20 protein-coding genes and 4 pseudogenes are annotated in these 26,393 nt (G+C 66.7%); 6 read left to right on the top strand and 18 right to left on the bottom strand.

Annotated features, from left to right (window positions below; genetic code table 11):
• Positions 1-86: 86 nt before the first annotated feature.
• The 4 genes and pseudogenes from D5R93_RS14995 to D5R93_RS07230 form a co-directional block, all read right to left on the bottom strand.
• A pseudogene (locus D5R93_RS14995) lies at positions 87-602 on the bottom strand (TOMM precursor leader peptide-binding protein); the annotation flags it as partial.
• 327 nt (positions 603-929) lie between these two features.
• On the bottom strand, positions 930-1,331 hold the full coding sequence (locus tag D5R93_RS15000; RefSeq protein WP_120204548.1) for a SagB/ThcOx family dehydrogenase: 402 nt from the start codon (positions 1,329-1,331) through the stop codon (positions 930-932).
• A 1-nt stretch (position 1,332) separates the two neighbouring features.
• Positions 1,333-2,595 carry a hypothetical protein gene (locus tag D5R93_RS13255; protein WP_162933873.1) on the bottom strand — a complete coding sequence of 421 codons (1,263 nt, stop codon included), beginning with the start codon at positions 2,593-2,595 and terminating at the stop codon, positions 1,333-1,335.
• Complete coding sequence (locus D5R93_RS07230) at positions 2,579-3,442, bottom strand: TOMM precursor leader peptide-binding protein (RefSeq protein WP_162933874.1); 864 nt, start codon at positions 3,440-3,442, stop codon at positions 2,579-2,581. Before D5R93_RS07230 ends, D5R93_RS13255 begins: the two co-directional genes overlap by 17 nt.
• 744 nt (positions 3,443-4,186) lie before the next feature.
• Here D5R93_RS07230 and D5R93_RS15005 point away from each other — a divergent pair.
• The gene (locus D5R93_RS15005) at positions 4,187-4,366 is read left to right on the top strand and encodes a hypothetical protein (RefSeq protein ID WP_423243292.1); all 180 of its coding nucleotides are present in this window, start codon (positions 4,187-4,189) and stop codon (positions 4,364-4,366) included.
• A pseudogene (locus D5R93_RS07235) lies at positions 4,303-5,181 on the top strand (transposase). The gene D5R93_RS15005 and the pseudogene D5R93_RS07235 overlap by 64 nt, the downstream one beginning before the upstream one ends.
• 156 nt (positions 5,182-5,337) lie before the next feature.
• Here the strand turns inward: D5R93_RS07235 and D5R93_RS13260 are convergent.
• From D5R93_RS13260 to D5R93_RS07255, 4 genes are all read right to left on the bottom strand, one after another.
• Positions 5,338-5,490 (bottom strand): hypothetical protein, encoded by a 153-nt coding sequence (locus tag D5R93_RS13260; RefSeq protein ID WP_162933875.1) that lies wholly within the window; start codon positions 5,488-5,490, stop codon positions 5,338-5,340.
• A 628-nt stretch (positions 5,491-6,118) separates the two neighbouring features.
• Positions 6,119-6,358 carry an integrase core domain-containing protein gene (locus tag D5R93_RS15010; protein WP_120204554.1) on the bottom strand — a complete coding sequence of 80 codons (240 nt, stop codon included), beginning with the start codon at positions 6,356-6,358 and terminating at the stop codon, positions 6,119-6,121.
• 879 nt (positions 6,359-7,237) lie between these two features.
• On the bottom strand, positions 7,238-7,759 hold the full coding sequence (locus D5R93_RS07250) for a tRNA (cytidine(34)-2'-O)-methyltransferase (protein ID WP_120205909.1): 522 nt from the start codon (positions 7,757-7,759) through the stop codon (positions 7,238-7,240).
• An 18-nt stretch (positions 7,760-7,777) separates the two neighbouring features.
• Entirely contained in the window at positions 7,778-9,322 is a 1,545-nt protein-coding gene (locus tag D5R93_RS07255; RefSeq protein WP_120204556.1) for a dihydrolipoyl dehydrogenase family protein, read from the bottom strand.
• Between the two features lie 316 nt (positions 9,323-9,638).
• On the opposite strand from D5R93_RS07255, the gene D5R93_RS07260 reads away from it, so the two are divergent.
• Positions 9,639-10,253, top strand: a complete 615-nt coding sequence (locus D5R93_RS07260) for a YbaK/EbsC family protein (protein ID WP_120205911.1) — start codon at positions 9,639-9,641, stop codon at positions 10,251-10,253.
• 654 nt (positions 10,254-10,907) lie between these two features.
• On the opposite strand, the gene D5R93_RS13265 is transcribed toward D5R93_RS07260, so the two are convergent.
• From D5R93_RS13265 to D5R93_RS07280, 4 genes and pseudogenes are all read right to left on the bottom strand, one after another.
• Positions 10,908-11,216, bottom strand: coding sequence for a helix-turn-helix domain-containing protein (locus D5R93_RS13265; protein ID WP_162933876.1), 309 nt, complete (start codon positions 11,214-11,216; stop codon positions 10,908-10,910).
• Positions 11,217-11,754: 538 nt separating this feature from the next.
• Positions 11,755-14,425: pseudogene (gene acnA / locus D5R93_RS07270) on the bottom strand (aconitate hydratase AcnA).
• Positions 14,426-14,816: 391 nt separating this feature from the next.
• Positions 14,817-16,286 (bottom strand): class I SAM-dependent RNA methyltransferase, encoded by a 1,470-nt coding sequence (locus D5R93_RS07275; protein ID WP_120205914.1) that lies wholly within the window; start codon positions 16,284-16,286, stop codon positions 14,817-14,819.
• A gap of 163 nt (positions 16,287-16,449) precedes the next feature.
• The gene (locus D5R93_RS07280; RefSeq protein WP_162933877.1) at positions 16,450-18,594 is read right to left on the bottom strand and encodes a DNA-binding protein; all 2,145 of its coding nucleotides are present in this window, start codon (positions 18,592-18,594) and stop codon (positions 16,450-16,452) included.
• Between the two features lie 48 nt (positions 18,595-18,642).
• On the opposite strand from D5R93_RS07280, the pseudogene D5R93_RS07290 reads away from it, so the two are divergent.
• Together D5R93_RS07290 and D5R93_RS07295 are read left to right on the top strand one after the other, a co-directional pair.
• Positions 18,643-19,292 (top strand): annotated as a pseudogene (locus D5R93_RS07290) (potassium channel family protein); the annotation flags it as partial.
• Positions 19,293-19,311: 19 nt separating this feature from the next.
• A complete protein-coding gene (locus tag D5R93_RS07295) occupies positions 19,312-20,028 on the top strand; it encodes a potassium channel family protein (protein WP_119835152.1) in 717 nt (238 codons plus the stop codon).
• Positions 20,029-20,060: 32 nt separating this feature from the next.
• Here D5R93_RS07295 and D5R93_RS07300 read toward each other — a convergent pair whose 3' ends face one another.
• From D5R93_RS07300 to D5R93_RS07320, 5 genes are all read right to left on the bottom strand, one after another.
• Positions 20,061-20,834, bottom strand: a complete 774-nt coding sequence (locus D5R93_RS07300) for a DUF3159 domain-containing protein (RefSeq protein ID WP_120204562.1) — start codon at positions 20,832-20,834, stop codon at positions 20,061-20,063.
• A gap of 78 nt (positions 20,835-20,912) precedes the next feature.
• Positions 20,913-21,341 carry a single stranded DNA-binding domain-containing protein gene (locus D5R93_RS07305; protein ID WP_119835154.1) on the bottom strand — a complete coding sequence of 143 codons (429 nt, stop codon included), beginning with the start codon at positions 21,339-21,341 and terminating at the stop codon, positions 20,913-20,915.
• A gap of 13 nt (positions 21,342-21,354) precedes the next feature.
• Positions 21,355-22,131, bottom strand: a complete 777-nt coding sequence (locus D5R93_RS07310; RefSeq protein ID WP_119835155.1) for a DUF3710 domain-containing protein — start codon at positions 22,129-22,131, stop codon at positions 21,355-21,357.
• A gap of 270 nt (positions 22,132-22,401) precedes the next feature.
• Positions 22,402-22,998 carry a hypothetical protein gene (locus tag D5R93_RS07315; RefSeq protein ID WP_162933878.1) on the bottom strand — a complete coding sequence of 199 codons (597 nt, stop codon included), beginning with the start codon at positions 22,996-22,998 and terminating at the stop codon, positions 22,402-22,404.
• 19 nt (positions 22,999-23,017) lie between these two features.
• Positions 23,018-23,323 carry a DUF4193 domain-containing protein gene (locus tag D5R93_RS07320; protein WP_119835157.1) on the bottom strand — a complete coding sequence of 102 codons (306 nt, stop codon included), beginning with the start codon at positions 23,321-23,323 and terminating at the stop codon, positions 23,018-23,020.
• A gap of 388 nt (positions 23,324-23,711) precedes the next feature.
• On the opposite strand from D5R93_RS07320, the gene sepH reads away from it, so the two are divergent.
• Positions 23,712-25,040, top strand: a complete 1,329-nt coding sequence (gene sepH, locus D5R93_RS07325; protein WP_120204566.1) for a septation protein SepH — start codon at positions 23,712-23,714, stop codon at positions 25,038-25,040.
• Positions 25,041-25,093: 53 nt separating this feature from the next.
• On the opposite strand, the gene D5R93_RS07330 is transcribed toward sepH, so the two are convergent.
• Complete coding sequence (locus D5R93_RS07330) at positions 25,094-26,371, bottom strand: alkaline phosphatase family protein (RefSeq protein WP_205570129.1); 1,278 nt, start codon at positions 26,369-26,371, stop codon at positions 25,094-25,096.
• Positions 26,372-26,393: the final 22 nt, after the last annotated feature.

Below are 26,393 nucleotides of genomic sequence, written 5' to 3' on the forward strand. Positions count from 1 at the left end.
ACGGGAGTTACCGAATGAATTATACCAGTTCTCTCGTCAAGAGCATCCTCAATGTCCAGCGATTCTGTGATAGATGCCTCATGGTGAAAGTCCCTGCAAGTTTTACATGTTGGGACAGGAAGGACCACGTGGGTACTAGGCACAAGGGTGTCCGTTTTTAGGAAAACAACTTCTTGCCCCTTAGAAGAACCGGTCCATTTAGTATACTCATTCAACCTGCGTATAACCCATATCGCTATGCAGGACATAACATCGGGCAGAAGTTGATGCTTAAGAGGATGTGCTTCTGAGCGACGCAAACTTTCTATGTACTCTTGATAGAGTGAACTGTACTGCGAGTTTGCCACAGTTCTGGTACGTAAACAAGTTATGCAACCTCCGAGCGACGAAGGACGACGCAACGGGCCGATAAATGCCATACCGGTAGGTCCAAGACCAGCATATAGATAGCATGCTCTTTTCTGAAGTACAGCCCTCTGCAAATTGTCTATAGCGGGATCGATTAGAGAACGAGAAACTATGATAACAACATCCCCGGTACCAGCGCTTGCTATGTTGTAGCCATGCTCCTGGAGCCTAGTACTTAGATCCGTCACCATCATTTCATCGCCCACTAATGACACAGTGGGTATAGCATCAATTGAAACGGGGTCATCGTTTTCATATAGTAAGACGCCGATATCAAGTAGCTGTCCCAGTATTTCTCCTATCTCTTCTTCGGAAATTACTTCAATGAACTCTGCAACGATTTCGTGATAATATCGATACGAACTAAGGAATGGCCACAGCCTCCCCTCAAAGATATCGAGTCTCTGCCCTCAAGTCTATACACCATTTCTGAAGTTTCGATATAACCTGCCATACTCTCGGATGAAAGATGAACTGTTGCGTCCTTACGCAACTTTAGTCTTAACATGCCGCCACGCATCCTAATCCTTTCCCTTACTTCCTAAGGCAATCAGATGTAGAACTACATCGTCGACTCCATCGTAGCCTACAAACTCGTTCACGAGATCGTCTATGAACCCTCCTATTGGGTGAGCAACGAGCCCAACACTGCCTGCAGCTACAATTATGCTCTGTGCTAAGTGTCCGCAATCCAGTAGGACGGTACGATAGCCCCGTTCCCAATATTTCCACTGATTTCTTCTAAGGGAAGCGCCGAGCAGCACCAGTACTGCTGACGATGATATGCGCTCTGAGTACCCAGTTAACTTACATGCGTATGCCATCCTCGCATCTTCATTTACAAGTTGAAGGCAGTTCTTGTTTGGATTTAGATAATATAGGCCCCTATCTATTGTCGAAACATTCTCAACTAATACAAATATATCATTCGAGTATAGCCCCCTCCTGAGGGCGTGGCTCGTAGAGGAAACTTTGTATTGCTGCTGCTATTAAATCCGGTTCCTGTAATCCATAGGCAGCATATAGTATGTGCGAAAGTTCTCTATATCCAATAGCTTCGTTACCGAATGGAGTCCAGGATCGACGAGTTCCTATAATCTCTTTAAATGGCGCAGTTCTAACCTCTGTGGTGTCGCTAAGCACATATTCACGCTTGGTGAATCTATAGTCACGCGTTGCGTGGCGCATTGTGGAAACTATGGGAGCAGCAGTTCTCTTTGAACTAACTACTGAAAGATCTTTGAAGTCAACGTATATTTTTGACCGTTCGTGAAATATTCTGGACGCCAGTACTTCGTGTCGGCCATGAGTCATTGAAAATTCGGTAGGTCCTAACAGCCCGATATGGATTGCATCTACTTCGGATAGTATACTTTCGCACATACCTTTCGGGGTGTTGCACATTTTAGCTTCTGAGACCCATATTCCATGCTGTTTCCAAGTTCGCGTGTAGATATGCGGGGTTATGTCATATGAGATCGCATCTAATCTTTCAGTACTATCAGTATACTTCTTAACACGTTCATCATTGTAATTGATCGATGCCATGTCTATCCAGGGTGCCGATCCCGTTCTTGGCAGCCGAAAAGCATCAAACTTCGAAAGGAGCATATCCTTCGCCCGGTGCTCAGCATCGTCACCGCAGCCAACAGCAGCAAGATAATTTGGCCTCCGGTCGAAGACCGATTCTATGATACGGACAGGCACAGGTACTACATCAGTGTATGAACGAACAATAACTTTGCCTGCAATGTTCTTTAATTCTCGCACAGTTGGACTCGTCTGCTGGGCGGCTAAAGTTAGCCTGTTCTGGCTCGCCAGTAGAGTACTCACAAGTTTTTCGTAACATGATATTACTGCACGGCTCTTCGCGGAATCCTTGTCGAACGAAACACCAACAGCGGTGATATTACTATCACCTACTGCACTCACACGTCGCGCAGTAAGTTCTTTTTCGGTAAGCAGTCTTACTGCATCTTTGAAGGAAGTTGCTGATGAAGCAATTTGGCGAATTTCCACGGGGCGTGCCGAGAGCTCAATGCCAGGCTCACCGTCACTGTCGTCCACGAGCGCTGCTGTATGGTGCTCAAATCCAGGCAACACAGGGACCTGGCGCACCGCTAGACGCATTCCCGACAACAGTTCTAGAAGTGTGTTTACTTTAATCCTGTTATCCATAGTACTCACTCCATGCTGCTTGCGGGGATTTAACGTCCGCACAGTTTCTGCAGTACGGATTTTTCCACACAGATATCTTTTTCTGCTCAAACTTGAGTACGTCCGCGATGACGACCGTACCCCATGGATGATATGGCCCTATAGGTGTCACCGCCCTCAGCGCTTGTGCTGCCAAAATTCCGCCGATCCAGGTTAGTGATGACGGCTGTCGACTGAGCCACGAAGAGCAGGGCGTGCTTGGTTGTTGCTCCGTTGTATTTCGAGCAGCGTTACACGCTGGGCAAGCAGATTCTCCGGGAGATACCCAGGGGCCAATTATAATCTCCGACGTATTGAATTGCACCGGTACCCATCTTCGCTTATCATCATGAAAATTGGTGGAATCCTTCAAAATCTCACTTTCGCTTGAGTATACTTTTATGATAGCAAATGCTCTTCTTGGACTATCGGCAACCATCAAGCCTTGGTCAAGTAGCATTGCGCGCCACTTCAATGCTATACTTTCTGGAGCCTCGATGTAAAACATTTTATTCTGAGTACCTTCGTATATGCTGTCAACTTTCGCGCTTCGTCTAGCAAGGTACGTATATAACTGTCTAGTCGGCTCCGAAGTAACCTTTGCTGCTACGGGCAGCAATATCCCTGCTTCTATAAGTTGATCAACGTACGGTTCAAGGAGCAAGAATTCCTCTTTAGAAATTTGATTCGACATAGGAATAGACCTGCATATTTTCGGCACAACTTCCTTAAGAAGGACATTCATTGTCTCTTCCTCGCTCGGCGGAACCTTTATCGCCAACTTCTTTGCTCCGGTAGTTACAACTATTTCACCTCCAATCTTTGAAGAGACCTGCACATCCGACGCTGCTAACACTAGCGACCGAGAAGAAGTACTCATGCTTGTTTCAACCCACTCCTTTGCATTTATCGGTGCTGAACATTACGCAACTGCTTATATTCTAGATCACTCTGATGCCTGCATCACTACTGTTATAGGTTGTTCTGACACACTACTTTCCGTGGTACACTTAGTTTACTATTGATATACTCTGAAGTTCGCTGCCGTACTGGCATTGGTGCTGGTCAATCTTGCTTGTCGTAGTGGACCGGCCGACGGCTGCGACCGGTCAGCGGCAGCCCAACTGGTAGTGGTCGGGTCCGCCCAGCCGTGGCCGACGAGCACCGAAGCCTCTCTGCTGCCAGGCACAGACCCTGTCAGCCGCGCCTACTACGACCGCAAGACCACCCGGGCAGACGCCACAACCTGGCCCTGCTCGCCTAGACCCACCGACGCATTCTCACCCTCTACGCCATGAAACGCGACAACTCTCTACTCCCCCTTCACCACCAAGAACCTACCTACCGCTGCTTGACACGTTACCTTGTTGGTGGTTGCCGGTGAAGGAGTGCCGGTGGCTGGGCCAGCGGTGGTCGGCATGATGTCTTGCCCCTGTCGTCTGATGATCCGGGGGTGTTGTCACCGACCGTTGCGAGGCTGCTGGTGACCGCTGACTAGGGGAACGACCGCGCACTGTACGAGCTCCTTCGCAGGCGTCGGTGCGGCGCCGGGAGCCGAGGGCCGACCCGTATTGTGTTAGAGGTGAGCGTGTTTACTGCTTTGGAAGGACTGATCCTGATGGCTGTGACTGATGACAGGATGGCTGACGTGGCTGCTGGTACTTCCAGCGGGCGCGACGTGGTTAAGCGGCTGAGCGGCTGGGTGAGTCTGGTGGCCTGGACGACCTATTCGAGCGCATCGACTCCGGCCAGGTCGAGTTGACCGGTACCGACGGGCTCCTGCCAGCCTTGCTCAAGGAGTCCCTGGAACGGAGCCTCCAGGCCGAGATGACCGAGCCTTGGGCTACGATAAGGGCAAGCACACGCCCGTGGCGCGTGGCAGCACCCGTAACGGCACACGACCAAGACCGTCAGCTCCGAGGTGGGCTCTTTAGAGATCGAGGTGCCCCGGGACCGGGCCGGCAGCCTCACGCCCCGCCTGGTGCGCAGGGGCCAGCGGCGCCTGGATGAGCTGGGCTCCATGATCACCCGTCCTGTACGCTGGGTCCGCGCCTCCACGCGGTTCGTGACCTACCAGGACCGCAAGAGGGTCGCCGCAGCCCTCAGGCCCGTCTGCACCGCTCCCAGCCAGCAGGCCGCCCTGGAGGCCCTCGTCGACCAGCGGGGCCAGAAGTACCCCCAGGCCGTGGCGACCTGGCAGAGGGCCGGGAGCGGCTCGCCCCGCTCCCGGCCCTCCCTTCGGCCCTGCGCCGCGTCATCTCTCCCCCAGTACGTGGGAGGTGCCCCGCCGCCAACGCGATCGAGTCGCTGAGTTACCAGCCGCGCAAGGTGCCAAGAGACCGGGGGCGCCTTCCCTCCCACGAGGCCGCCGTCAAGCTGCTGTGGCTGGCCATCTGCAACATCGAGGACAGGCGCGCCCGCCAACGAGACAAGGAGCGCAACCAGCCACCCAGCAGGCACAGGGCCAAGGGCCGCCTCATCCAGGGGCACGCCACCACCAGCTGGAAACAGGCCCTCACCCAGCGCGCCGCAGCCTACCCCGACCGCCTGACCAACAAGCTCACACAGACAACTTGACAGGCTCTTAGAGGTCATCGCCGCCTGGTCCGCACCCGCCGACCTGCGCAAGGCCGACAGAGCGTGTACCGACGCTAGGCCCATTTCCAGCGGGTACAGACACCACACCGCCTGGACACAGGCCATCATCGACGACGTCGCCGCCCAGGTCGAAGCCTACCCGGCCCCCTGGCCACCCGCGCCTGACACCAGGGGCAGGACCGCAGCCGTCTTCCTGGCCGAGACCCTCGGCAGAACCTTCCCCACCGGCGCCACCTGGCCTGACTGCTCCAGGCTCACTCCCGTCACCCGGCGCTCCGACTCCTCCATACACGGTGCCTACGTCTCATACGCCGACAGCAAGCACCCCAAGCGGGCAATGCTCCTCCCAGCCCTCGCCTCCCTCAGACCAGACCCCGCATCCCGCGCCTACCACGACCGCAAACGCCCCAGGGAAAACATCACAACCAAGCCATACCCGCCCTCGCACACCGTCGTGTCCTCACCCTGCACGCGATGATCCGAGACAGATCCCTCCACGCCCCCCAACCAGCACACGACTTACCCGCCTCCGCTTGACACACCACACAGGGACACCCCCGCACGACACGTACACAACTGACAGGAAAGTACAGTTAGGCTTGGGTCATCGGTGACGTGAACCTTGGCGGACCAGGCGCCTCAGCAGGCCCCAGAAACGTGGTCGGCCGACTCGTCTTCGGTCGTCTTGTTCCCGGCAGCGAACGCGTGTGTACGGCAGGCCGTGGAGCCCACCAACACTTGTCGGCTGGCCTTGCCTACGGCGTTGGCCTGAGCGACCAACTCCGCCTCGACTCGCTCCCACACCCCCTCCAGTTGCCAGGCGCGACACAGGTCGTAGCCCCTCCACCACTGCCCGTAGCACATTGGAGTGCTGGGTGTTTTTCGGCCACACCTTGTTGGGTGTACTTATGCTGCTCTATCTGCTGTCAGCAACTGGGTCCCGGTCCTCGTTTGGGGCCGGTGGCCTAGTGCTTGAGTGGAGGTGTACCTGGTTGTATCTCGGATCGATCCGCGAGGCAATGTTACTGACCGCCTTCTTCCTTGTCGAGTACACCATCTGGTGGACCTTCTCGTTCTTCAGCGTGGCGTTGAAGGACTCTGCCCACGCACCCGCCCAGTCACGCCCCGGTCCGAGCCGCCGAAAGACGGATACCACAGGCCTCCAGGTGAACCGGGAACTCCTGGGAGGTGTACTGGCCCCCGGTCAGAGTAGAAGATAGTGGTTCCTCTCTCGTAGGGGCAGCGTTCTGTCGCCATGTCCACGGCCTCGCGTACCAGGCTGGTACGCATGCGGTCGGCCATCGCGTAGCCCAGTCCCAGTACCCCGACCTTGACACCCGGACCACCGGCACATCGACGACACCGGGCAGGTCCCTCCTCGCTGGGGATGAGGGACTACCTCTGTCCTGCTCCTGATCCCTCGCGAAGAAGGCTGCGACTTTTCTAGGAACTCGACCTCCATCCCGGCCTCACGCAGTTCGGCCCTAAGACGGCGTGTCTCAGCAACCTCCTCCGCCGCTCCCGCCTCGTCGCCTCTTGCCTGCTCCCTCCCTGTACCACGCGACCCAGCTGACCACCGTCTGCAGCGGGATGTCATAGGCACCTGCCACGGCGGCCACCGTGCGGTCCTTAACACGCGACCTCACGCACCACCTGGGCACTGCCCCCAGCAGCGTGCTCCTGGCATGGTCCCACCCCTCACCGCTCATAAAGAGCCGTGTTTTGATCCCAGTAGCCGAGCAAACACCACCCACCCCCACAGACACGTCTCCCCACATGCCCCGATCCTTACCCCGCCCCATCAGCCAGGAACCGTAACGGGTACTACCGAGCGCAGGGCACAGGCAACAACGGGAGAGAAGAGAGCGGCTCCCACTGAGCGTCGGTCAGGTCATAACGGACAAAGATGCCTGTACCCATCATCCGAAGCGTTTGGCGAGATCCTGTGTAATTTAGCAGCTGGCACTCCGAAAGCCTCGTCTGCCCTGTGCCACACCGACCACATCCCGACTCTCGCAACAGGCCCCATCCGTTCTCAGCAGTCTCCGGTCGGGCGGGGTGACGGCTCCTGTACAGCCTGCGGCCCCGCCCCCTCCGAGGCGTGTCCTCCGGGGAAGCCGAGGCAGCGCCAGGCCTCGTAGACGACGACGGCTGCGGAGTTGGCGAGGTTGAGCGAGCGGCTGCCAGCCACCATGGGGATGCGGATCCGGCCGGTGACCCGGGGGTGGCTCATGACCTCCTCAGGCAGTCCTGTCGGCTCCGGCCCCAGCAGCAGGGCGTCGTCGTCACGCCAGTCCACCTGGGTGTAGAGGCGGTCGCAGTGCGCGGTGAGGGCGAGGACCCGTCCGGGGACGTGCTCCAGGCACTCCTCCAGGGTCTGGTGCACCCGCGTCCTGGCCAGGTCGTGGTAGTCCAGCCCGGCACGACGCAGCCTGGGCTCGTCCATGCTGAACAGCGGGTCCACCAGGTGGAGGGCAGCACCGGTGTTGGCGCTGAGCCTGATCGCCGCACCGGTGTTGCCGGGGATCCGCGGCTCGAAGAAGATCATGTGCAGCACGGGCACATCCTGCCACCCTCAGGACGGCGGCATGGCGTCCAGGACGATGTTGAGCCCCTCGCTCATGGTGGGGTGGGTGATGACGGCGTCACGCAGCTGCTGCCAGGTCAGGCCGCCCAGCATGGCCATCTGGACGCTGGTGACCACCTCGCTGGCCTCGGCCCCGATGACGGCGGCCCCCAGGATGAGGTCGGTCTCAGCGTCCACGACCACCTTGTAGAAGCCCTCGGCGTGTCCCAGGGTCCTGGCACGCGGCACGGCTGCCGTGGGGCTCTTGGCGACCCGCACCGTGTAGCCGGCTGCGCGCGCCTCCTCCTCGCCCATGCCGACGTGCCCAAGCTCGGGCGTGGTGAACACGGCCCAGGGGATGAGCCGCCCGGCGGTGGAGGCCTCCTTACCTGCCAGCAGGTCGCGCAGGACGCGGAAGTCGTTCCAGGAGGCGTGGGTGAACTGGGGGGTCCCGGCCACGTCGCCGGCGGCGTAGACGCCCTCGGCGCTGGTGCGCAGGTGGTCGTCGACGACGACGAACCCGCACTGGTCCACCTCCACGCCAGCGGCTTCCAGGCCCAGGCCCTGTGTGACAGGGGTACGCCCCAGGGCCACGAGCAGGTGGGAGCCGCTCACCTCGCGCCCGTCCTCGGTGGTGACCACGACCCCCTGCGGGGAGGGGGTTACGCGGCAGGCGCGGGCGCCGGTGCGGACCGTGACGCCCAGGGCCTCCAGGCCTGCGGTGACCTCGGCGGCCACGTCGGCGTCCTCGCGGTCCAGGACGTGCTCACCAGCGTGCACCACGGTCACGGGCACCCCCAGCATCCCCATGAGGGAGGCCATCTCCGTGCCGATCACGCCCCCGCCCAGGACCACCAGGTGCTCGGGCAGCTCGGGCAGGGTGAGCAGGTCCTCGCTGGTCCAGTACGGCACGTCACCCAGCCCCTGGATAGCCGGGACCGACGGCGTGGTACCGGTGTTGAGAAGAACTGTCCTACCACGTACACGGCGGGTACCGCCCTCGGCCAGGAAGATATCCACGGTGCGCTCAGCGACGAACCGGGCCGTGCCCAGGCAGAAGTCCATGCCGGAGGCCGGAAACATGGTCTCGTGGGCGGCGACCATGCCGCCGACCACCGCCTCCTTGCGCGACCGCAGGGCCGCCAGGTCGACACGGGCCTGGGACAGGGGGGTGGCCGCAGCCTGGTCTGCCCCGTCTGCGTCGTCGCCACCGCTGGCTGTGCTGACCTCGGTGGAGCCCTCAGCGCCCGGGAGGGCGGAGCCGCCAGTCAGAACCACGCCGTGGGCACGGGCGCCCTGGACGTCACGGAGGACCCGGGCGGAGGAGATGAGGGTCTTAGTGGGGATGCAGGCGACGTTGATGCAGGTCCCGCCGATCTTGTCCCGCTCGACCATGACGACGCTGTCACCGGCTCTGGCCCGGGCCATCGCCAGGGACTTGCCAGCCTTGCCTCCTCCGACGACGAGGAGGTCGACCTCCTCAGTACCAGCACTCTTCCCAGTGCTGCTGGTGCGCTCAGGGCCGGGACAGGCAGGCTGGTTGTGCTGCGGCATGAGGTCTCTCCTCTGGTCGTGCGGTCGCGCTCATCGCGGTGCGTCGGTGATGCTGCCGTCACAGGCGCGAGGCGCCGGACGTGCGCTAGGCCGAACGTCCCGAGCCGCCGCCCTATTCCGGAACGAACGGCAGGAAAACCGCAGGAAGAGAACTGGAGCGACCTGGGCACCACGGGCTAGGGTACGGACCACCTCGGCAGGCCCGGCAGATCCCGTCACGGCGAGGTACCAGGAGGGGAACCGGTGGGCCCAGGTAGTGCTGGACTCGGCCAACGGGGTACCAGGAGCACAGCAGGACACGACAGGACAGGGAACTATGACCCACAGCAGTGACCCGCCCAGCAACCGGACCACTGACCGCTTGCGCGACCCCGAGGAGGTCTTTGCCGCGGACCCCGGGTGGCTCAGCGCCCTGGAGCGCACCGACCTGCTGGCGGGCCCGGTGGCGGCCGCGCTGCGCGAGCTGCCCCAGGTCGAGCTGGCCCACCAGGCCCGGGTGGTCCCGATCGACCCGGCCTTCTCCGACACTGACGCCCTCAACGCCCGGTACCACCTGGACCCGCGCGCTACCGGGAACTGCGTCCTCGTATCGGGCAAGCGGCAGGGCGAGGAGAGGTTCGCAGCCTGCGTGGTACGTGCGACCGACCTTGCCGACGTCAACCACGTGGTCAAGAGGCGTCTGGACGTGCGCAAGGCCTCCTTCCTGCCCGTGGAGAGGGCGACGGACCTGTCCGGCATGGCCTACGGCGGAATCACACCGGTGGGCCTGCCCGGGCAGTGGAGGCTGCTCATCGACGCCGCCGTCGCCGCCCGCCCCAGCGTCCTCATCGGCTCGGGCCTGCGCGGCTCCAAGCTGCTGGTCCCAGGCCAGCTGCTCGCCGCCCTGCCAGGCGCCGAGGTGGTCGAGGGCCTGGGCGTACCCACCACCTGAGCACCATCCAACCCATCCCCTGCCTACGCCGCTCCTCCCGCCGCGCAGCCACCTCCGCCGTCAACCGCACAGCCAGCCAGTTGCTCGGCTACGGCCTACGGGCGCGGAATTGCGGAGCAGGCGCCAGAAGCAGCAGGCGCTGGCAGCCTGAGGCATATACCCGTTTGCACCGTGTCAGGTAGGGTGGAACAGCACGATCCTGGCTAGTGCAGTTAACGCTTGTGTGGAGATAGTCCCGCTGGGACGGAACAGTGTGAGCTGATGTCATCTGCCCAGGTTGAGGTGGGATGGCACGGCTCCCGTCCTTGCGGACGCTTGCCAACTTGGCGTGAGTCGTACCCGTCCTCCTCGCGCAACTCTCGCCGAGGTGGAACTCCTACAACAGATACCCCGCCTCACGCAGGACAATGTGATATATCGCATAAAGCGAGCATCCCAAGGCTGGTATGGAGAGAACCTCGCCCACCGCGCGGTCGCAATCGCGCACCCACGCCAGAGGCACAACCACCCACGCTAGAAGCATGCCGCGGCAGGGTCCGCAGGACCGGGTAGACACTGGCGAGGTGCTGTCCGGCCAGCAGCTCTTGACTCATGTCGCGCACCGCCCCACTGGGACAAGCGCCGCCTCTCACCAGGAGCAGTCTCCTAGCCGTCCTACCAGGAAAGGTCTCTGCGGGCTCCCCTGGGCCTCACGAACAGGTCGGTGGCTGGGAGGTTGAGGTACCAGGCGACCTGGCCCACCTCACCGACACGCCAGTCAACCTTTCCGGTGAACCTCAGCGACACCGCCGAGCGGGACATCCCCAGGAATCGGGCCAGCTCCGCCTGAGTGACACCCACCCGGGCCGCCTCCAGGCGGATGTTCCCGGCCACCACCTGCGACAGGCCCGACTCTGTGCCCGTTCCCCTGCCCGCACGACGCCGCCTACCTCGCGCCCACGGAGCCTCGAGCGCCCGCGCCATCCCTGTCTCTTCAGCATCTTGCCCGCCCTCGACGCCTTCAGGAGGCTCAATGCCCCCGAGAGACTCAGCGCCCCCGGGAAACCTAGAGTCCCCGGGAGACTGGGTCCCCCACCTCCGGACCGCGAGCTCCGGCCCACCGGGGACATCCTGCTCCGGGGCAGGGACCATACTGTCCTCACCCCACGGTTCCGTCCCTCCCGAGTCGTCCACGTCACCGTCCGGGGTGAACCCCGTGACGGCCCACAGATCGGTCACTGCCCGCCTCCCTCGCAAACGAGACTGCCAGCGCGCCGACCACGCCGACGTGCCGCCTGCCCGCCATCGTGACGTGCCGACCCTCACGTCGCCACGAGCCTGCGGGCAGCAGGTGGACAACCGCAGACAACCCCGTCACAACTTCCACCTGTGGAGCCCGGGCTCCCACCGGCACCCAGCAGTCGCCGAACGAGCACGGTCAGCCTCTGGCAGCGTCCCGGCAGGGGGACGAGAACGCAGCGTTGCCCCTGCTACCTGGGGCGCTGCCCACCGGAGCCGCCCGCTACCTGGAGGCCAGCTGACGCAGCACGTACTGCAGGATGCCTCCGTTGCGGAAGTAGTCCGCCTCCCCAGGGGTGTCAATGCGCACGACGGCGTCAAAGACCACCTCGGTCCCGTCCGTCCTGGCCGCGGCGACGGTGACGGTACGGGGGGTGACGCCCTCGTTGAGGGCGGTCAGCCCGGTGACGGAGAAGGTCTCGGTGCCGTCCAGGCCCAGCGAGGCTGCCGACTCCCCGTCCGGCAACTGTAGCGGCACCACCCCCATGCCGATGAGGTTGGAGCGGTGGATGCGCTCGAAGGACTCGGCGATGACCGCCCTGACCCCCAGCAGAGCCGTCCCCTTGGCCGCCCAGTCACGCGAGGAGCCGGAACCGTACTCCTTGCCGCCCAGGACCACCAGCGGCACACCTGCGGCCTGGTAGGCCTGGGCGGCGTCAAAGATCGACTCCTGCTCCCCGGTGAGGAAGTTCCTGGTGTAGCCGCCCTCGACGCCGTCGAGCAGCTGGTTGCGCAGCCTGATGTTGGCGAAGGTGCCCCGGATCATGACCTCGTGGTTGCCGCGGCGCGACCCGTAGGAGTTGAAGTCTTTGCGCTCCACCCCGTGGCTGGCCAGGTAGCGGCCCGCCGGGGAGTCGGCCTTGATGGCTCCTGCCGGGGAGATGTGGTCGGTGGTGACCGAGTCGCCCAGGAGGGCCAGTACCCGGGCACCCGTGATGTCGCTGACCGGTGCCAGCTCCATGGTCATGCCCTCAAAGAAGGGTGCCTTGCGCACGTAGGTGGACTCCTCGTCCCAGGCGAAGGTCTCCCCCTCGGGAGTGTCCAGGCCCTGCCAGCGCTCGTCTCCGGCAAAGACGTCGGCGTAGTCGCGCGTGTACATCTCCCGGTCGATCGTGGCATCAATGACAGCCTGCACCTGCGCGGGGTCGGGCCAGATGTCGGACAGGTAGACCTCGTTGCCCTCAGGGTCGTGCCCCAGCGGCTGGGTGGCGAAGTCGAAGTCCATGGTCCCAGCCAGCGCATAGGCGATGACCAGCGGCGGGGAGGCCAGGTAGTTCATCTTGACGTCGGGGTTGATGCGGCCCTCGAAGTTGCGGTTGCCCGACAGCACCGAGACCACCGCCAGGTCGGCGTCATTGACCGCTGCCGAGACCTCGGCGGGCAGCGGTCCGGAGTTGCCGATGCAGGTGGCGCAGCCGTAGCCCACCAGGTTGAACCCCAGCTCGTCCAGCGCTGGCCACAGGCCCGCCTTCTCGTAGTAGTCAGTGACCACCTGGGAGCCCGGAGCCGTGGAGGTCTTGACCCACGGCTTGGAGCGCAGGCCCCGCGCAACCGCGTTACGGGCCAGGAGCCCGGCCGCCACCATGACGCTGGGGTTGGAGGTGTTGGTGCACGAGGTGATGGAGGCGATGGCCACGTGCCCGTGGTCCAGGGTGGTCTGGGTGCCGTCCGCCAGGGTGACCGGAGTGGGCCGGGAGCCCCCAGGGGCGTAGGTGGGTAGCACCGAGGCGAAGGCCTCCTTGGCAGCGCTCAGCTCGATGCGGTCCTGGGGGCGCTTGGGACCGGCGATGGAGGGCACGACGGTGGACAGGTCCAGCTCCAGGTACTCGGAGTAGACGGCCTCACGGGAGGAGTCGTGCCACATGCCCTGGGCCCTGGTGTAGGCCTCCACCAAGGCGATGTCCTCCTCGCTGCGGCCGGTCAGGCGCAGGTAGTCCAGGGTGACCTCGTCAATGGGGAAGATCGCGGCCGTGGAGCCGAACTCCGGGCTCATGTTCCCGATAGTGGCCCGGTTGGCCAGTGGGACCTCAGCCACGCCCTCCCCGTAGAACTCCACGAACTTGCCCACCACGCCGTGGGCGCGCAACATCTGGGTGATGGTCAGCACCACGTCGGTGGCAGTGGCCCCGGCCGGGATGGCGCCGGAGAGCCTGAAGCCCACCACCTTGGGGATGAGCATGGACACCGGTTGGCCAAGCATAGCGGCCTCCGCCTCGATGCCGCCCACGCCCCAGCCTAGTACCCCCATGCCGTTGACCATGGTGGTGTGGGAGTCCGTCCCCACGCAGGTGTCCGGGTAGGCGAGGGTGACCCCGCCCTCGTCGCGGGTGAAGACGGTGCGGGCCAGGTACTCGATGTTGACCTGGTGGACGATCCCCGTGCCGGGGGCACCACGCGGAAGTTCGACAGGGCGCCCTGCCCCAGCGCAGGAACTGGTAGCGCTCGGCGTTGCGCTCGTACTCGCGCTCCTTGTTGCGCTCCAGGGAGGAGGTCAGGCCGAAGGAGTCGATCTGGACGGAGTGGTCAATGACCATCTCCGCGGGCGCCAGCGGGTTGATGACCTCGGGGTCGCCGCCCAGCTCGGCCACTGCCTCCCGCATGGTGGCCAGGTCCACGATGCAGGGCACCCCGGTGAAGTCCTGCATGACCACCCGCGCCGGGGTGAACTGGATCTCCGTGTCCGGCTCGGCGGCAGGGTCCCAGGAGGCCAGCGCCCGCACGTGGTCAGCCGTGACGTTGGCTCCGTCCTCCGTACGCAGGAGGTTCTCCGCAAGGACCTTCAGGCAGTAGGGCAGGCGCTCCAGGCCAGGGACCGCGTCAAGGCGGTAGACCTCGTAGGACCGTCCGTTGACGTCGAGCGTGTCACGCGAGGCAAAGGTGTTGAGACTGGCCACGGTACTGCTCCTATCGTGAGGGTCCGCACCACCACGGACAGCCCACGGACAGTGGGACGGGCAGGTGGGAGAGACGGACAGACAAGACTGCTAGGGGCAGACGGTACCGAAGGTCGTGTCACCTGCTGTCAACGGGCACGGCCGCCACCACTGTCTCACCGTCGACGCACCGCCGTCGCACCGATATCGCAGCGAACACCGTAGCGCCGTCGCGGTGGCGTCGTTGCTGTCACAGTTCCTTCACCGCCCCGGCCCGACAGAACAGCCACCACCCATTTACGTCACGCCAGTCGTACGCAACACGAGCAAGATGAGTTTCAGGGCCAGGATCTGGCACGCGGAACAGGCACCAGGGCAGTCGTGCGACCTGCTCCCGCCAGCTCGGCCGGGCTCAGTTCCGAACCAGCACTGCCACGGCCTCAAGGTGGTGGGTGTGGGGAAACGCGTCCAGCGCACTCAGTGCCTCCAGCCGGTAGCCGGACCTGAGAAAGACCGCCAGGTCACGGGCCAGGGCTGCCGGGTCGCAGGCCACCAGCACGACGCGCCCGGCCCCCGTCCGGGCAACCGCCTGGACCACCTGGCGACCGGCGCCCTGCCGTGGAGGGTCCAGGACGACGACGTCAGGCCCGCCGCCGTCGAAGGCGCTCCCCGCCGCTGACACTGTCCGAGGCGTCACCCTGCCTGCGGCCACCTGGGTCCAGCGGCAGCCGCGCAGGTTGCGGCGCGCGTCCCTGACGGCCTGGGCGTCCCCCTCCAGGGAACGGACCTGGCCGGAGGAGCCGACAAGCATCGCCAGGGGGAGCGTGAGCAGGCCCGAGCCCGAGTAGAGCTCCAGGACCCGCTGCCCGTGGGCAGGCCCCGGGTCCAGCGGCGTGCGGGTGTGGTCCCCGGGACTCGCGCCCCCAGGAGACCCGCCCAGGGCCGCGCGCACCACCCGGTCCACCAGCACCGTGGGTGCATCTACGTGTACCTGCCAGAAGCACCCGGGGTGCAGCAGGTAGCGCAGCTCCCCCAGCCCCAGGCCGGTGGCGTCGACAACCTCCTCCACGCGTGGCCTGTCTGCAGGACGTGCCGCTGCCGTGAGCACCTGGCCGTCCAGGAGGACAATGGGCTCGCCCCGGCTCGGGGACACAGCCCTGATGCGCCCACCTGGCCGGTAGCGACTGCGCCAGCGTGGCTCCTCCAGCAGGCCCAGCTCCTGGATGCGGGCGACCGCCAGGGGCAGGGACCTGAGGGGAAGGACTCTGTGGGAGCGGAAGGCGTGCATCCCGACCTGGCCCTCCTCGCCCACCTCCAGGGTGATCCGGGTCCGGGTACCTGTGCCCTGCACGGACACCTCCCGGGACGAGTCCGCACCCTGGTACACCTGTGTCGGCAGCGCCTCCACGGCGACGCCCCCGGGAGCGGCAGCACCGGGCAGCGCAGCCACCGCCTGGGCCACCTGCGGCCCGCCGACGCGCCGCAGGCAGTCAGCCAGCACCCACTGCTTCCACACGCGCTGGGCGGGCAGGCAGACGTGGGCCAGCTCGCCCCCACCGACCCCGAAGGGACCGGCCTCGGGCCACACCGAGCTCACCCGGTCCGGTGAGGGCTCGAGGACCTCCACGACCTCGGCTCTCCAGGCCCTTGACGTCCGCTGGGTCACCCGGGCGCGAACCGTCTCCCCTGGCAAGGTGTGGCGGACAAACACCACCCGGCCCGAGGGGTCGTCCACGGGACGGGCCACGCAGTGACCCCCGTGGGCAGGGGCCGTGACCCTGAGGAGCAGGTCCTCCCCCTCCTGGTCTCCCGGCCCCGACTGTCCCGGCTTCCCGGTCCCGCTCGGCCACCCCCTCCCGGCAGGCTCAGGGAGACGGACCACCCCGGAGCCTCCAGGACGTCCACGGCGGCCACGACCCTCGGGTCGAGGGCGGCCGGACGCAGAGGATGCAGAAGGGGTACGGCGGGGGGTCACGTGGTGCTCCTGGTAGTCCTGGCAGTTCCTGACAGTCAGTAGGGTACGCAGGGCCGCCACGGTCACGGGCTCAGCCCGGCCCGCCCTGTCCCCGGCGCCTCCGGGAGGCGCGGCGGGCAGCAACGTCTGCGTCCATGACGTCCTCGACTCCCCCAGCGGCACCCTGGCCACCCGGGCCGCCCCGTCCGGGCTGGCCAGGCGTAGCCAGGCGCCAGGGGACGGAGGCCACGACCACGCCGGGGACACGCCTCATAGCCGCCCCCAGACGCGTGGTGGTCGAGCTGAGGAGCACACGCTCCCACCAGTGGCTCACCAGGTGCTCGGGCAGGAACACCACGACCAGGTCCTGGGGGGCGTCACTACGCAGGGAGCGTATGTAGGACACCACGGGCGGCACCACCTCCAGGGTCGGCGAGCCCAGGACAGTCAGCGGGACGGCGACACCGGCCTCTTCCCAGGTCTCCACGAGGCGCTCAGCCGAGCCGTCGCCCATGTCGACCGTGAGCACCTCGACGGAGGCCGGGTGGGTGGAACGGGCGTAGGTCAGGGCACGCACGGTGAGCTGGTGGAACCGGGAGGCCAGGACCACCGCGCGCACCTGGGCGGGCAGGACCTCCACGTCCTGGAGCCCGTTGAGCGACGTCTCCGCGCTGACACGACGGTAGTAGAGCGAGGTCACGCGCATGATCAGGCACACGGCAGCCAGGAGCGCCAGGACGGCCAGAACGATCCACGCGTCCCGGGTCGGCCAGGTGCTCAGGAGGCCGACCAGGACTGTTCCGGTCGCCGCTGCGCCCGCAGCATTGAGCGCGCGGGAGCGCCGCATGCGCTGACGCGCGCGGGGGTCGGTTGCCCGGGCCAGCCCGTACGACCAGTGACGCATCATGCCCACCTGGACCAGGGTCAGGTAGACCGATGTCGTCAGCACGTAGGGCGGGAGGAGGCGAGCAACCGAGCCACGGGCCACCACCAGGAGGACGACGGCTCCCAGCCAGGCCATCGCGGCGCACCAGAGGCGGACCCGCCGGTCCCCCGGCTGGCACATCCTGTGCGGCAGCAGGTGGTCCCTGCCCAGCACGGCGGCGAGCACGGGCAGGCGGGTCAGGACCGTGGCGCCGACAAGCAGCATCACCGCCACAGTGGTCACCACTACCAGGAAGGGGACCAGGGGGGCGTCGGCGAAGACGGCACGAGCCACCTGCACGCTGGCAGGCAGCTGGTGGTACCCCTCCCCCACGGGGAGATCGTCACGCAGCAGCTGCCCGGCCGGGTCCTCCACGACCCGCGCACCGACCGTCCCGGCTAGGTAGACGATCACCACCACCAGGGCGGCTCCGGTCGCCAGCAGGACAAGGCCGGAGACGGTGTCCCGCCTGGTGTCCTGAGCGGTATCTCGCCCGCCGCGCCGGGAGCCGTCAGGGCCGCTGCCAGGACGATCACCACGGAGACAACCTCCGCCGAAGACGGGCCCTACCCCGGTCAGGACAGCGGAACCGCTCACTAGCACCCCCATCACCGGGAGGAGTGCTGCCAGGGACGGCAGACCCTGCTGCCCGTGCTGCCCCCCTGTCTCAGGCAGGACCTCCAGGACAGCGGAGTCGGCCCGGCCCAGGCTGCCGGTGAGGTCCTGGGCCAGGCCAGCCACCACCACGGCACCGAGGACCACGGCATAGGCGGGCACACATACCCGGGCGAGGCGGCTCAGCCCCCTGCCGACCTGCCTGTCGGCCCCCAGGACGGCAAGCCCCAGGGCCGCTGCCCCCACCGCCGCCACCTGCACCGTGGCAGGTGCCAGACGGGGCACGGTCACCGCCAGGTAGGAGGCGGCGGTGGCCGTGCACACGGCCAGGGCCAGGGCGTGGCACGTCAGCAGGGCGGCGGCTGTCACGAGCCCCGGCCATGTCCCCAGGCTGGAGGCCACGACCCCGTAGCCGAGGTCACCGACCCCCTGCCCCTCGCGCGCGGTCTGACGGTAGGAGACGGCCACGAGCAGGAGGAGGACCACGCACACCAGGACGGCTCCCGTAGCCAGCCCGGAGGCTGCCGCACCTGCGGCGGCGGCGGCAGCGGCAAGAACGGCGTCGGGGACGTAGGCCGTGACGGACAGGGCGGCCGCACCGGCCCAGGACCGGGACCAGGACGCACCGGCCGGGGCCCACGCAGAGGGGCCGGCTCCGAGCCGTCCCCTCCTGCCACGATCTGCGGTGTCACGCACAGGGCCATTATTGCGCCAGCGCCTGGTGACTGGAGTACCGTCCTCCTCGTGCACTTCGTCATCATGGGCTGCGGACGGGTGGGGGCCACCCTGGCAGCCCGCCTGGACCGCACGGGCCACTCCGTGTCCGTCATCGACCGCTCTGCCGACGCGTTCCGGCGACTTCCCTCGGACTTCAGCGGCCGCAAGGTCAAGGGGATCGGCTTTGACCGCGACGCGCTGAACCAGGCCGGCATCGACGAGGCCTACGCCTTTGCCGCCGTGTCCAACGGGGACAACTCCAATATCGTTGCTGCCCGCGTCGCCAGGGAGACTTTCGGGGTGGAGCGGGTCGTGGCCCGCATCTACGACTCCCGACGTGCTGACGTCTACGCTCGCCTGGGCATCCCCACCGTGGCTACGGTCCGTCAGACTGCGGAGCAGATGATGCGCCGAATCCTGCCCGGGGGTACGGCACGCGAGCTGGAGGACCCGACCGGGGCGGTGGCCCTGCTCCAGCCCGACCTCTCCCCGGCGTGGGTGGGGACTCCCGTCCCGGTCCTGGAGGACAGGCTGGGCGTCAAGGTCACCTGGGTCTCCCGGGGAACACCGCCTTCGTCCCCCAGGCCACCAGCGTCGTCCAGGAGCATGATCTTCTTCACGTCGCGGTGAACAGCGACCGCGTGGCCGGGGTGCAGCGCGCGCTCTCCCGCCCCCCGTACAGGAGGACCGTCCCTGATGAGGATCACGATCGCCGGAGCCGGCTCGGTGGGACGCTCTATCGGCCGCGAGCTTCTCAGCCACCACCACCAGGTCACCCTTGTCGACCGCTCCCCGGATGCCATGCGGATCGCCTCAGCCCCTGAGGCCGACTGGCTCCTGGCCGATGCCTGTGACGTCGACGCCCTGGAGAGGGCAGGGGCCGCAGACTGTGACGTGGTCGTGGCTGCCACGGGGGACGACAAGGCCAACCTCGTCATCTCCCTGCTGGCCAGGACCGAGTTCGCCGTGCCCCGCACGGTGGCCCGGGTCAACAACCCTAAGAACGAGTGGCTCTTTGACGAGACCTGGGGGGTGGACGTGGCAGTCTCCACTCCCCGCTTCATGACGGCGCTGGTGGAGGAGGCCGTCAGCATCGGCAGCCTGGTTCCGGTCTTCCGCTTCCACCAGTCCGGCGCCCAGATGCACGAGCTAACCCTCTCCGGTGACTCGCCCGTGGTCGGCAGGCTGGTCCGCGACATCAGCCTGCCCCCGCACACCGTCCTGGCGGCAATCCTACGGGGCTACCAGCCTGTCAGCCCCGGCGGCGAGGAACGCTTCGAGGGGGGCGACGAGCTGGTCTTCCTGACCTCCCAGGAGGGACAGGACGACCTGCACCAGATTCCCCTGCTCTTTACCCGCCAGGACCCCGGGCCCGGCACCGCGCGCGACCAGACCGACCCCGAGGACCTGTAAGAACGTGACGGCAGCCCGCGGCAGGAGGTCGGCTACGAGGCCTGACGACCCGGAGCAACCAGCAGCCACACCAGCCACAGGGTCAGGGCGAACAGCGGCACCCCCAGGACGAGCCTGGCGACTCCCAGCGCCGACACCGCCGAGTCGCCCGCCAGGTACAGGGGAACCTCGACAACCAGCCGCAGGCAGAACATCGCAGCCAGGACGGCGGTCCCCAGCCGGTAGCGGTGCCGCAGCCCGCGCTGGCCCGGGTCGGACCGCCAGCCCATCACCCCCGTCGCAGGGGAGGACCTCGTAGAGGTAGACGCGGAGGAGGATACCGAGGATGAGACCGCGGACACCGCGACACCGACGAGGGGCCAGCCAGCCACGAGCGAGCCGAGGCAGGCGACCAACCACACACCGTTGATGACCAGGCCGGTGGCGTAGAAGTTCGAGGCCTCGCCGCTGCGCCAGGCCCACACCGCAGACACCAGGACCAGGACGACCCCGCCTACCGCCTGGGTCGTGCCCTGGCGCTGCAGCAGCCGCAGGACCAGGGCCAGGGCACTGACGCCCAGGGAGACGAGCAGGGCAGGTACCAGCGCCTGGGGCCGCAGTGCCAAAACCAGCACGAAGACGACCGTGGGCACCGCGGACTCGGCGATCCCCCGCAGTCCGCCCACCGCCGCCAGGGCGTCAAAGCGCTCCGCACCGACAGCGCCCAGTCCGCTGCCCCCCGAGGATGGGCGGACACCGCCGACCGGACCGACAAAGCCGGGAGAGGGCGTGCCGCCGGAGGAGGGAGTACCTGTCGTCGTTGTCATCGTGTCGTCCCAGTCTCCTGTCCTCGCGGCCTTGTTCCTCACGGTTCCTCACGGTTTCTTACGTTTCCCCATGGTTCCTCATGGCCCTGGTACGGCTCGGCAGCCACGATAGCAGTCACGGTACGGTTCAGGGGGCGTCCCGAGAAGCTCGTAGGCGGGATTGTAGATACGGGGACGAGGGCTGCCGTCAGCGACCGTGCCCTCGGCCACCAGCCACTGACCGGGGTCGATACCTACGACGCGTCGCTGCCCCAGCCACACCAGGTCCAGGCGACCCGTGCCGTCGAACAGGTGCCCTATCAGCAGCGGCCTGCCCACCGCAGGGCTGTAGGTCACGGCCTGCAGCACACCACAGACCCGTGCTCTGCGCCGCACCAGGACCTCGGCGACAGCCTGGGTGCCGGGGTAGAGCGCTGTCTCCCCCGAGGCCCCCTCCTCTGGCTGCCGCGCGCCGCCGTGGCGCCAGGCCCCGCGCACAGCCCTGAGCACCGCGCTGAAGACACCCATATGATCGACGCGCCTACCGCACCTCGGCAACCGTCGGCCCGGGAGCCAACGGGTCCAGCCCCGGCAGCTCCTCGGCCTCCGGAGCGGCAGCCGCGCCCGGGGCGTGCAGCGGCAGCACCTCACGCGGAGGCCGCGCCTGCTCGTCACGCACGACGACGGTGCGGCGCAGCACCTCACGCAGCTCCTCGGACGGGTCGGTGCTGGAGGCGGCCGGCCCCTGAAGCACCGCACGCAGGAACCAGCGGGGCCCGTCGACACCGATGAAACGCACCGTGCCCATCGAGGTGGCCCCGTCAGGGGCGCGCATGGGGATCTGGGCCAGGACCTCGGTCCCGTAGTCACCCTCGACCTCCTGGTACCTGGCCCCGGCCCCGGACAGGCTCTGGGCGATGTCGGCACGCAGTTCGTCCCACACGCCCGAACTCTTGGGCGCGGCAAAGGCACGCAGCTCCAGGGAGGAGCCTCCCAGGGCAAGGACGGCGGCGGTGAGCACGCCGCCGGGAGCCTGCTCCAGCCGGACCTGCATACCGTCCACGGCCGGGACGCGCAGGGCGCCCAGGTCCACCCGTGTGACCTCCTCCTGCTCCTTGGGCAGGTTCGCGGCGTCCCAGGGCCCCTGCGTGGATGAGGAGGCGGAATCGCCCTCGGCGGGCGCTGCGGTCCTGGCCGCAGCGGGATCCACCTGCCCGGAGGGGCGTGAGGCCTGCCGTGTCGAGGCCTTCGAGTCGTCTCCAGCGCGACGGCTGTCGTGGTCACGGCGGTCTTCACGACGACGTGAGAACAGTCCCATGCGGATCTCCTGAGCTCGACGAGTATAGGTAAGGAACGCCCGGCCCGAATGCGGACCGTGGCCCTGGACGAGGTCTGCGGACAGGCTCTGGGCGAAGTCTAGGACAAGCCCCACCAGCCGGCCCTGACGCACCTGCGAGGGTCGGCAGTCAGCACCAGAACGGCGGGCGCAGGTGACCTTCGCCGAGATGACCTGCCCACCAGGCGTGACAGCACGGCACCGTCAGCCCGGCACGTCAGCCCGGCGGGAGACCTCATGCTCACTGGATGCTCACTGGCTGCCGCCCAGGCGCACAGGAACCATGGTCAGCCCGCGCCTGTCAAACACGATCGTGTCAAGGTCCGTCCAGCCCCACGCCAGCCGTACGCAGGAGCCCTCCGGACGCTCCGGGCAGGAGACCTCGGACACCTGGGGACCGGTGGTGAGCCAGGTCAGGAGGAGGGCAGCGCCCACCACTGCGGACACCGCCATGCCCACCCCTAGCCCGGGCAGAAGGCGAACGATCCTGCCAGGCTGGGCAAGGCCCGGCCGACGGGCGGCGTGCACGGACCACACCCTCGCCACCGCCCAGGAGCTGGCGACGGCGAGGGTGACGCACAGGCCCATCAGGGTCACCCCTAGCACCAGCCAGGAGACGGAGGGAAGAAGGTAGGGCCGGACCGCGATGACGGTCTCAAGGTGCTGGTCCTGCGCGTAGGGGCCTCGAGCAGGCCTGGGCGTACCGAACCAGTAAGTCAGGGCCAGCAGGGCCGTCAGTATGCCTGTGCCCACGCTGGCCCACAGACGCGGGTCCTTGGCCGCCCGCCCCGGGAGGACCACTGCCTGCGGCAGCGGCTCCCGAGGCGCACGACCCGGCCAGTCCCTCATGCTGACGCGCTGGCTGCCGTCAGCCGGCACAGTCAGCACATACCGGCAGGCCCGTGGCGTCGTCGACGTAGGCCAGCTGGCTGCGGTGGTGGACCAGGAAGCACTCCGAGCAGGTGAACTCGTCTTCAAGCTGGGGCACCACGTGGACCTTCAGCTCCTCACGGGACAGGTCCGCCCCGGGCAGCTCGAAGCCCTCAGCGGCCTCGTTCTCGTCCTCGTCAATAGCGGCAGACGACTGGTCCTTCTGCCGCGCAGTGAGCTCCTCAATGGAATCGGCCTCGGGCTCGTCCTCGTTTTTGCGGGGGGCGTCGTAGTCAGTCGCCATGGCCTCGTCACTCTTTCTTTCGACGGCTCTCATCTAGCTCCCAGACCTCAGGTGGATCTCACCAGCGCGGGCAGCCTCGCGGCGCAGGTGTGGTGCCGCTGTGCCCCGTCCGGGAAGGGCACGCGCACCATAGCACCGAGGGACCTGCCGTCAAGTCAGAATGAAGGAGGAAACCGGAGAGTGAAACCGGGGAGAGAAAACAGGGGGAGGAGGACACCTGCCGGGCGCACGCCTCACAGCAGGCACACCGCCCAGCCTCCCGCCGTGGGCAGTCTCGAGGTGGCAGGCTGGGAACGACTGTCGTGTGGGCGTGCACAGGCGCCTCACAAGCAAGGCACGAGCCGCCGCATGAGCCACGGTACCGTCACGACGCTGAGGAGGGCTAGCCATGGTCGAGCTCGAGCTGCTGGGAGCCAACGGGGACACGGTCGTCATGACTGACGCCAACGGTGAGCGCTACAGCATCGTCATCGACGACGCCCTGCGCGCTGCCGTGCGCCGTGACCGTGCCGCCGTCCTGCCGCAGCCGACTCCCGTCCTTGCCGACGCCCCCGTTCGCCCCCGCCAGCTCCAGGCCCTCATGCGCGCCGGAGCCACTGCCACCGAGGTCGCCGTTGCCACCGGGATGGACGTGGCGCATGTGCGCCGCTACGAGGGACCGGTGGTCGCCGAGCGGCAGTGGGCGGTCACCCAGGCTCAGTCCTGCCGGATCGGCTGGGAGAAGGACTCGCCGCTGCTGGGCGACCTGGTGGTGGACCGTCTGGCGACACGAGGGGTCAACCCCTCCAGCCTGGAGTGGGACGCCTTGCGTGAGGGCCGCGACCCGTGGCTCATCATGGTGACCTTCGTCCAGTCCGCAGAGGAGAAGCACGCCCGCTGGTCACTGGACCTGGCAGCCCGATCCGTCCACGCCCTGGACGACGAGGCCCGCTGGCTCACCGAGGCCGCCTCCGCCTCGCGCCGTCCCGCCGTCTTCGACCAGGACTCTCAGGCCCCCGGGGCCTCGGCCCGCTGGGGCCAGGAGCCTGGGAGGGCTGGTGCGCCCGGGGCGGAGCATCCCGACCACGCCGCCGTGACGCCCTCGTCCCAGGACTCGGTCGGCCCTGACGAGGCTGTCCGGCACGACTTCGGCGAGGGCACCCAGCCTGCGCCAGGACCGTCCCACGTCCCTGAGCCCGCCTCCCCTGGCAACGGCTCCCCGGCCGGACCCGCCTCGGCTGCCACGACCCTGGACGCCACCGACGCCCTGCTGGCGGACCTTGCCTCCAACCGGGGACGACGCATGGAGGTCGAGGTGCCTGCAGAGGACCCGCAGGACGCGCTCCTGTTCTCCGACCAGGCCCCCGAGGCCCCACAGTCCGGGTACGCGGCGGAGGACGGGACCCAGACCTCCGGCATCCGTGCACAGGTCTACTCCATGTCCGAGCGTCGGCGTCGCGGCAGCGCAGGATCACGCCTCGCCCCGGCACCTGAGCCGAGCGACCCCACCTCGCAGACCCCCGCCGTCGGAGTGCCTGCCGACTCCGCGGACCCTGACACCGAGCCGGTACCGGAAGTCACGGCCCCCACCCGGGCGGGCAGCCGTGCCAACCTCGCCACGGACCCCCAGACCTCTGCCGCCCAGACGGCTGCCTCCCCCGCGCCCAGGTCCAGACGACGCTCCCGACGCTCCGTCCCCTCCTGGGACGAGATCGTCTTCGGCGCCAAGCCGGAGTAGCCTCCGGCTAGCCCCCGTGCACTTCTTCTGTCTACCGGCCTACCGCTGCTGGCTCAGGTGACTGTCGTCATCAGCGGGACAGTCGTCTCTGCCCTTGTCAGGGAGCCGTGGACGCCGCGCATCGCCAGCGCGGCCTGGGAATGGACACGCGAGTCCACCAGGACCCAGGTGCCCTCCATAGCAACCACGACGTCACCGGTGACGTCACGGGCCCTCGGCCCCAGGGGGCCGAGGTGGACGGCGGCCTCCTGCCGGGTGCCGACCCAGGCGGCGCGAGGCCCCAGCCGCTGGCGCCAGCGCTGGGCGACCTCCTGAGCCAGTGCCCCGTCAGCGTGCGGCAGGTGCAGGTGCGTGAACCGGGGCTCCCCGGCGACGGCCACCACGTCGCGAGCGAGGTCGGGGTGATCTGCCAGGTCCACCCTGTGCGCGGCATCGGTATCAACCATGCCGTGGTCGGCTGTCAGGAGGAGCCGGGTACCAGGCGGTACCCGGCGCTGCAGCTCTGCCAGCGCGGCGTCAAGACGCTCAAGCTGCTCCAGCCACTGGTGGCTGCGCCAGCCGTGGTGGTGCCCGGTGTGGTCAAGCTCACCGACGTAGAGGTACACCAGCGGAGTACCTGACCGCAGCGCCCTGGCCGCCTGTCCGGGGCGCTCCTCAAGACGGTCTGCCCCCAAGTGGGTCGTGCCCCGCAGCGCCGCCTCGGTGAGGCCGGAGCCGACGAAGCGGGCGGGCCCCACGCTTGCCGCTAGGCCGGTCCTGCCCGGAGCGGTCCCGGGCTCACGGCGAAGCCGCTCAAAGACTGTCGGGACGTCCTGCCAGGACCTGGGGTCCAGGGCACTTCCCTGCCAGGAGACGAGGCTGAGCAGCTGGTCCGCGCTGGGGACGGTCCCCTCGGGCAGGCGGCCGCCCAGAAGCGGGTTGAGCACGCAGTAGCCCACCATCCCGGTCGTGCCCGGCAGCGCGGTCGTGCCTAGGGTGGTCAGCGCGGCTGCCGTGGTCGTCGGCCTGCAGGTCGTCAGCCCCGCCCCGGTGCCGGAGCCGGTTAGCGCGGACCACTGGCGCAGGACCGGGGCGTGCCCGCGCCGCTGGTCCAGGAGCTCTGCACCCAGCCCGTCCACCAGCACGACGACAGTCGGCCTTGGTTCGGACAGGCCCCACGCACGAGCGCACCGGAGGGCCTGGTCGTGAGCCAGGACGGCCTCACCCAGGACCGGGTCGCCCACGTCGGCCAGCACCAGGCCCGCGCCGACAGCGGCGGCTGCCAGGACCTGGCGCAGGCCCGCATGCTGCGTGCCTGCGGGAGTCGCAGCGCCAGGCACCACGTCACCGATGGGCGCGCCGGATACCGCAGGT

Source organism: Actinomyces lilanjuaniae (assembly GCF_003606385.1).
Classification (GTDB): domain Bacteria; phylum Actinomycetota; class Actinomycetes; order Actinomycetales; family Actinomycetaceae; genus Actinomyces; species Actinomyces lilanjuaniae.

Excerpts from the sequence above, each read along its gene's own strand:
- D5R93_RS07320 (WP_119835157.1), bottom strand. The coding sequence starts at position 23,323 with ATGGCGACTGACTACGACGCCCCCCGCAAAAACGAGGACGAGCCCGAG.
- D5R93_RS07305 (WP_119835154.1), bottom strand. The coding sequence starts at position 21,341 with ATGGGTGTCTTCAGCGCGGTGCTCAGGGCTGTGCGCGGGGCCTGGCGC.
- D5R93_RS07315 (WP_162933878.1), bottom strand. The coding sequence starts at position 22,998 with ATGAGGGACTGGCCGGGTCGTGCGCCTCGGGAGCCGCTGCCGCAGGCA.
- D5R93_RS07295 (WP_119835152.1), top strand. The coding sequence starts at position 19,312 with ATGAGGATCACGATCGCCGGAGCCGGCTCGGTGGGACGCTCTATCGGC.
- D5R93_RS07255 (WP_120204556.1), bottom strand. The coding sequence starts at position 9,322 with ATGCCGCAGCACAACCAGCCTGCCTGTCCCGGCCCTGAGCGCACCAGC.
- D5R93_RS07260 (WP_120205911.1), top strand. The coding sequence starts at position 9,639 with ATGACCCACAGCAGTGACCCGCCCAGCAACCGGACCACTGACCGCTTG.
- D5R93_RS13260 (WP_162933875.1), bottom strand. The coding sequence starts at position 5,490 with ATGGAGGAGTCGGAGCGCCGGGTGACGGGAGTGAGCCTGGAGCAGTCA.
- D5R93_RS07310 (WP_119835155.1), bottom strand. The coding sequence starts at position 22,131 with ATGGGACTGTTCTCACGTCGTCGTGAAGACCGCCGTGACCACGACAGC.
- sepH (WP_120204566.1), top strand. The coding sequence starts at position 23,712 with ATGGTCGAGCTCGAGCTGCTGGGAGCCAACGGGGACACGGTCGTCATG.
- D5R93_RS13265 (WP_162933876.1), bottom strand. The coding sequence starts at position 11,216 with ATGGCGCGGGCGCTCGAGGCTCCGTGGGCGCGAGGTAGGCGGCGTCGT.
- D5R93_RS07300 (WP_120204562.1), bottom strand. The coding sequence starts at position 20,834 with ATGACAACGACGACAGGTACTCCCTCCTCCGGCGGCACGCCCTCTCCC.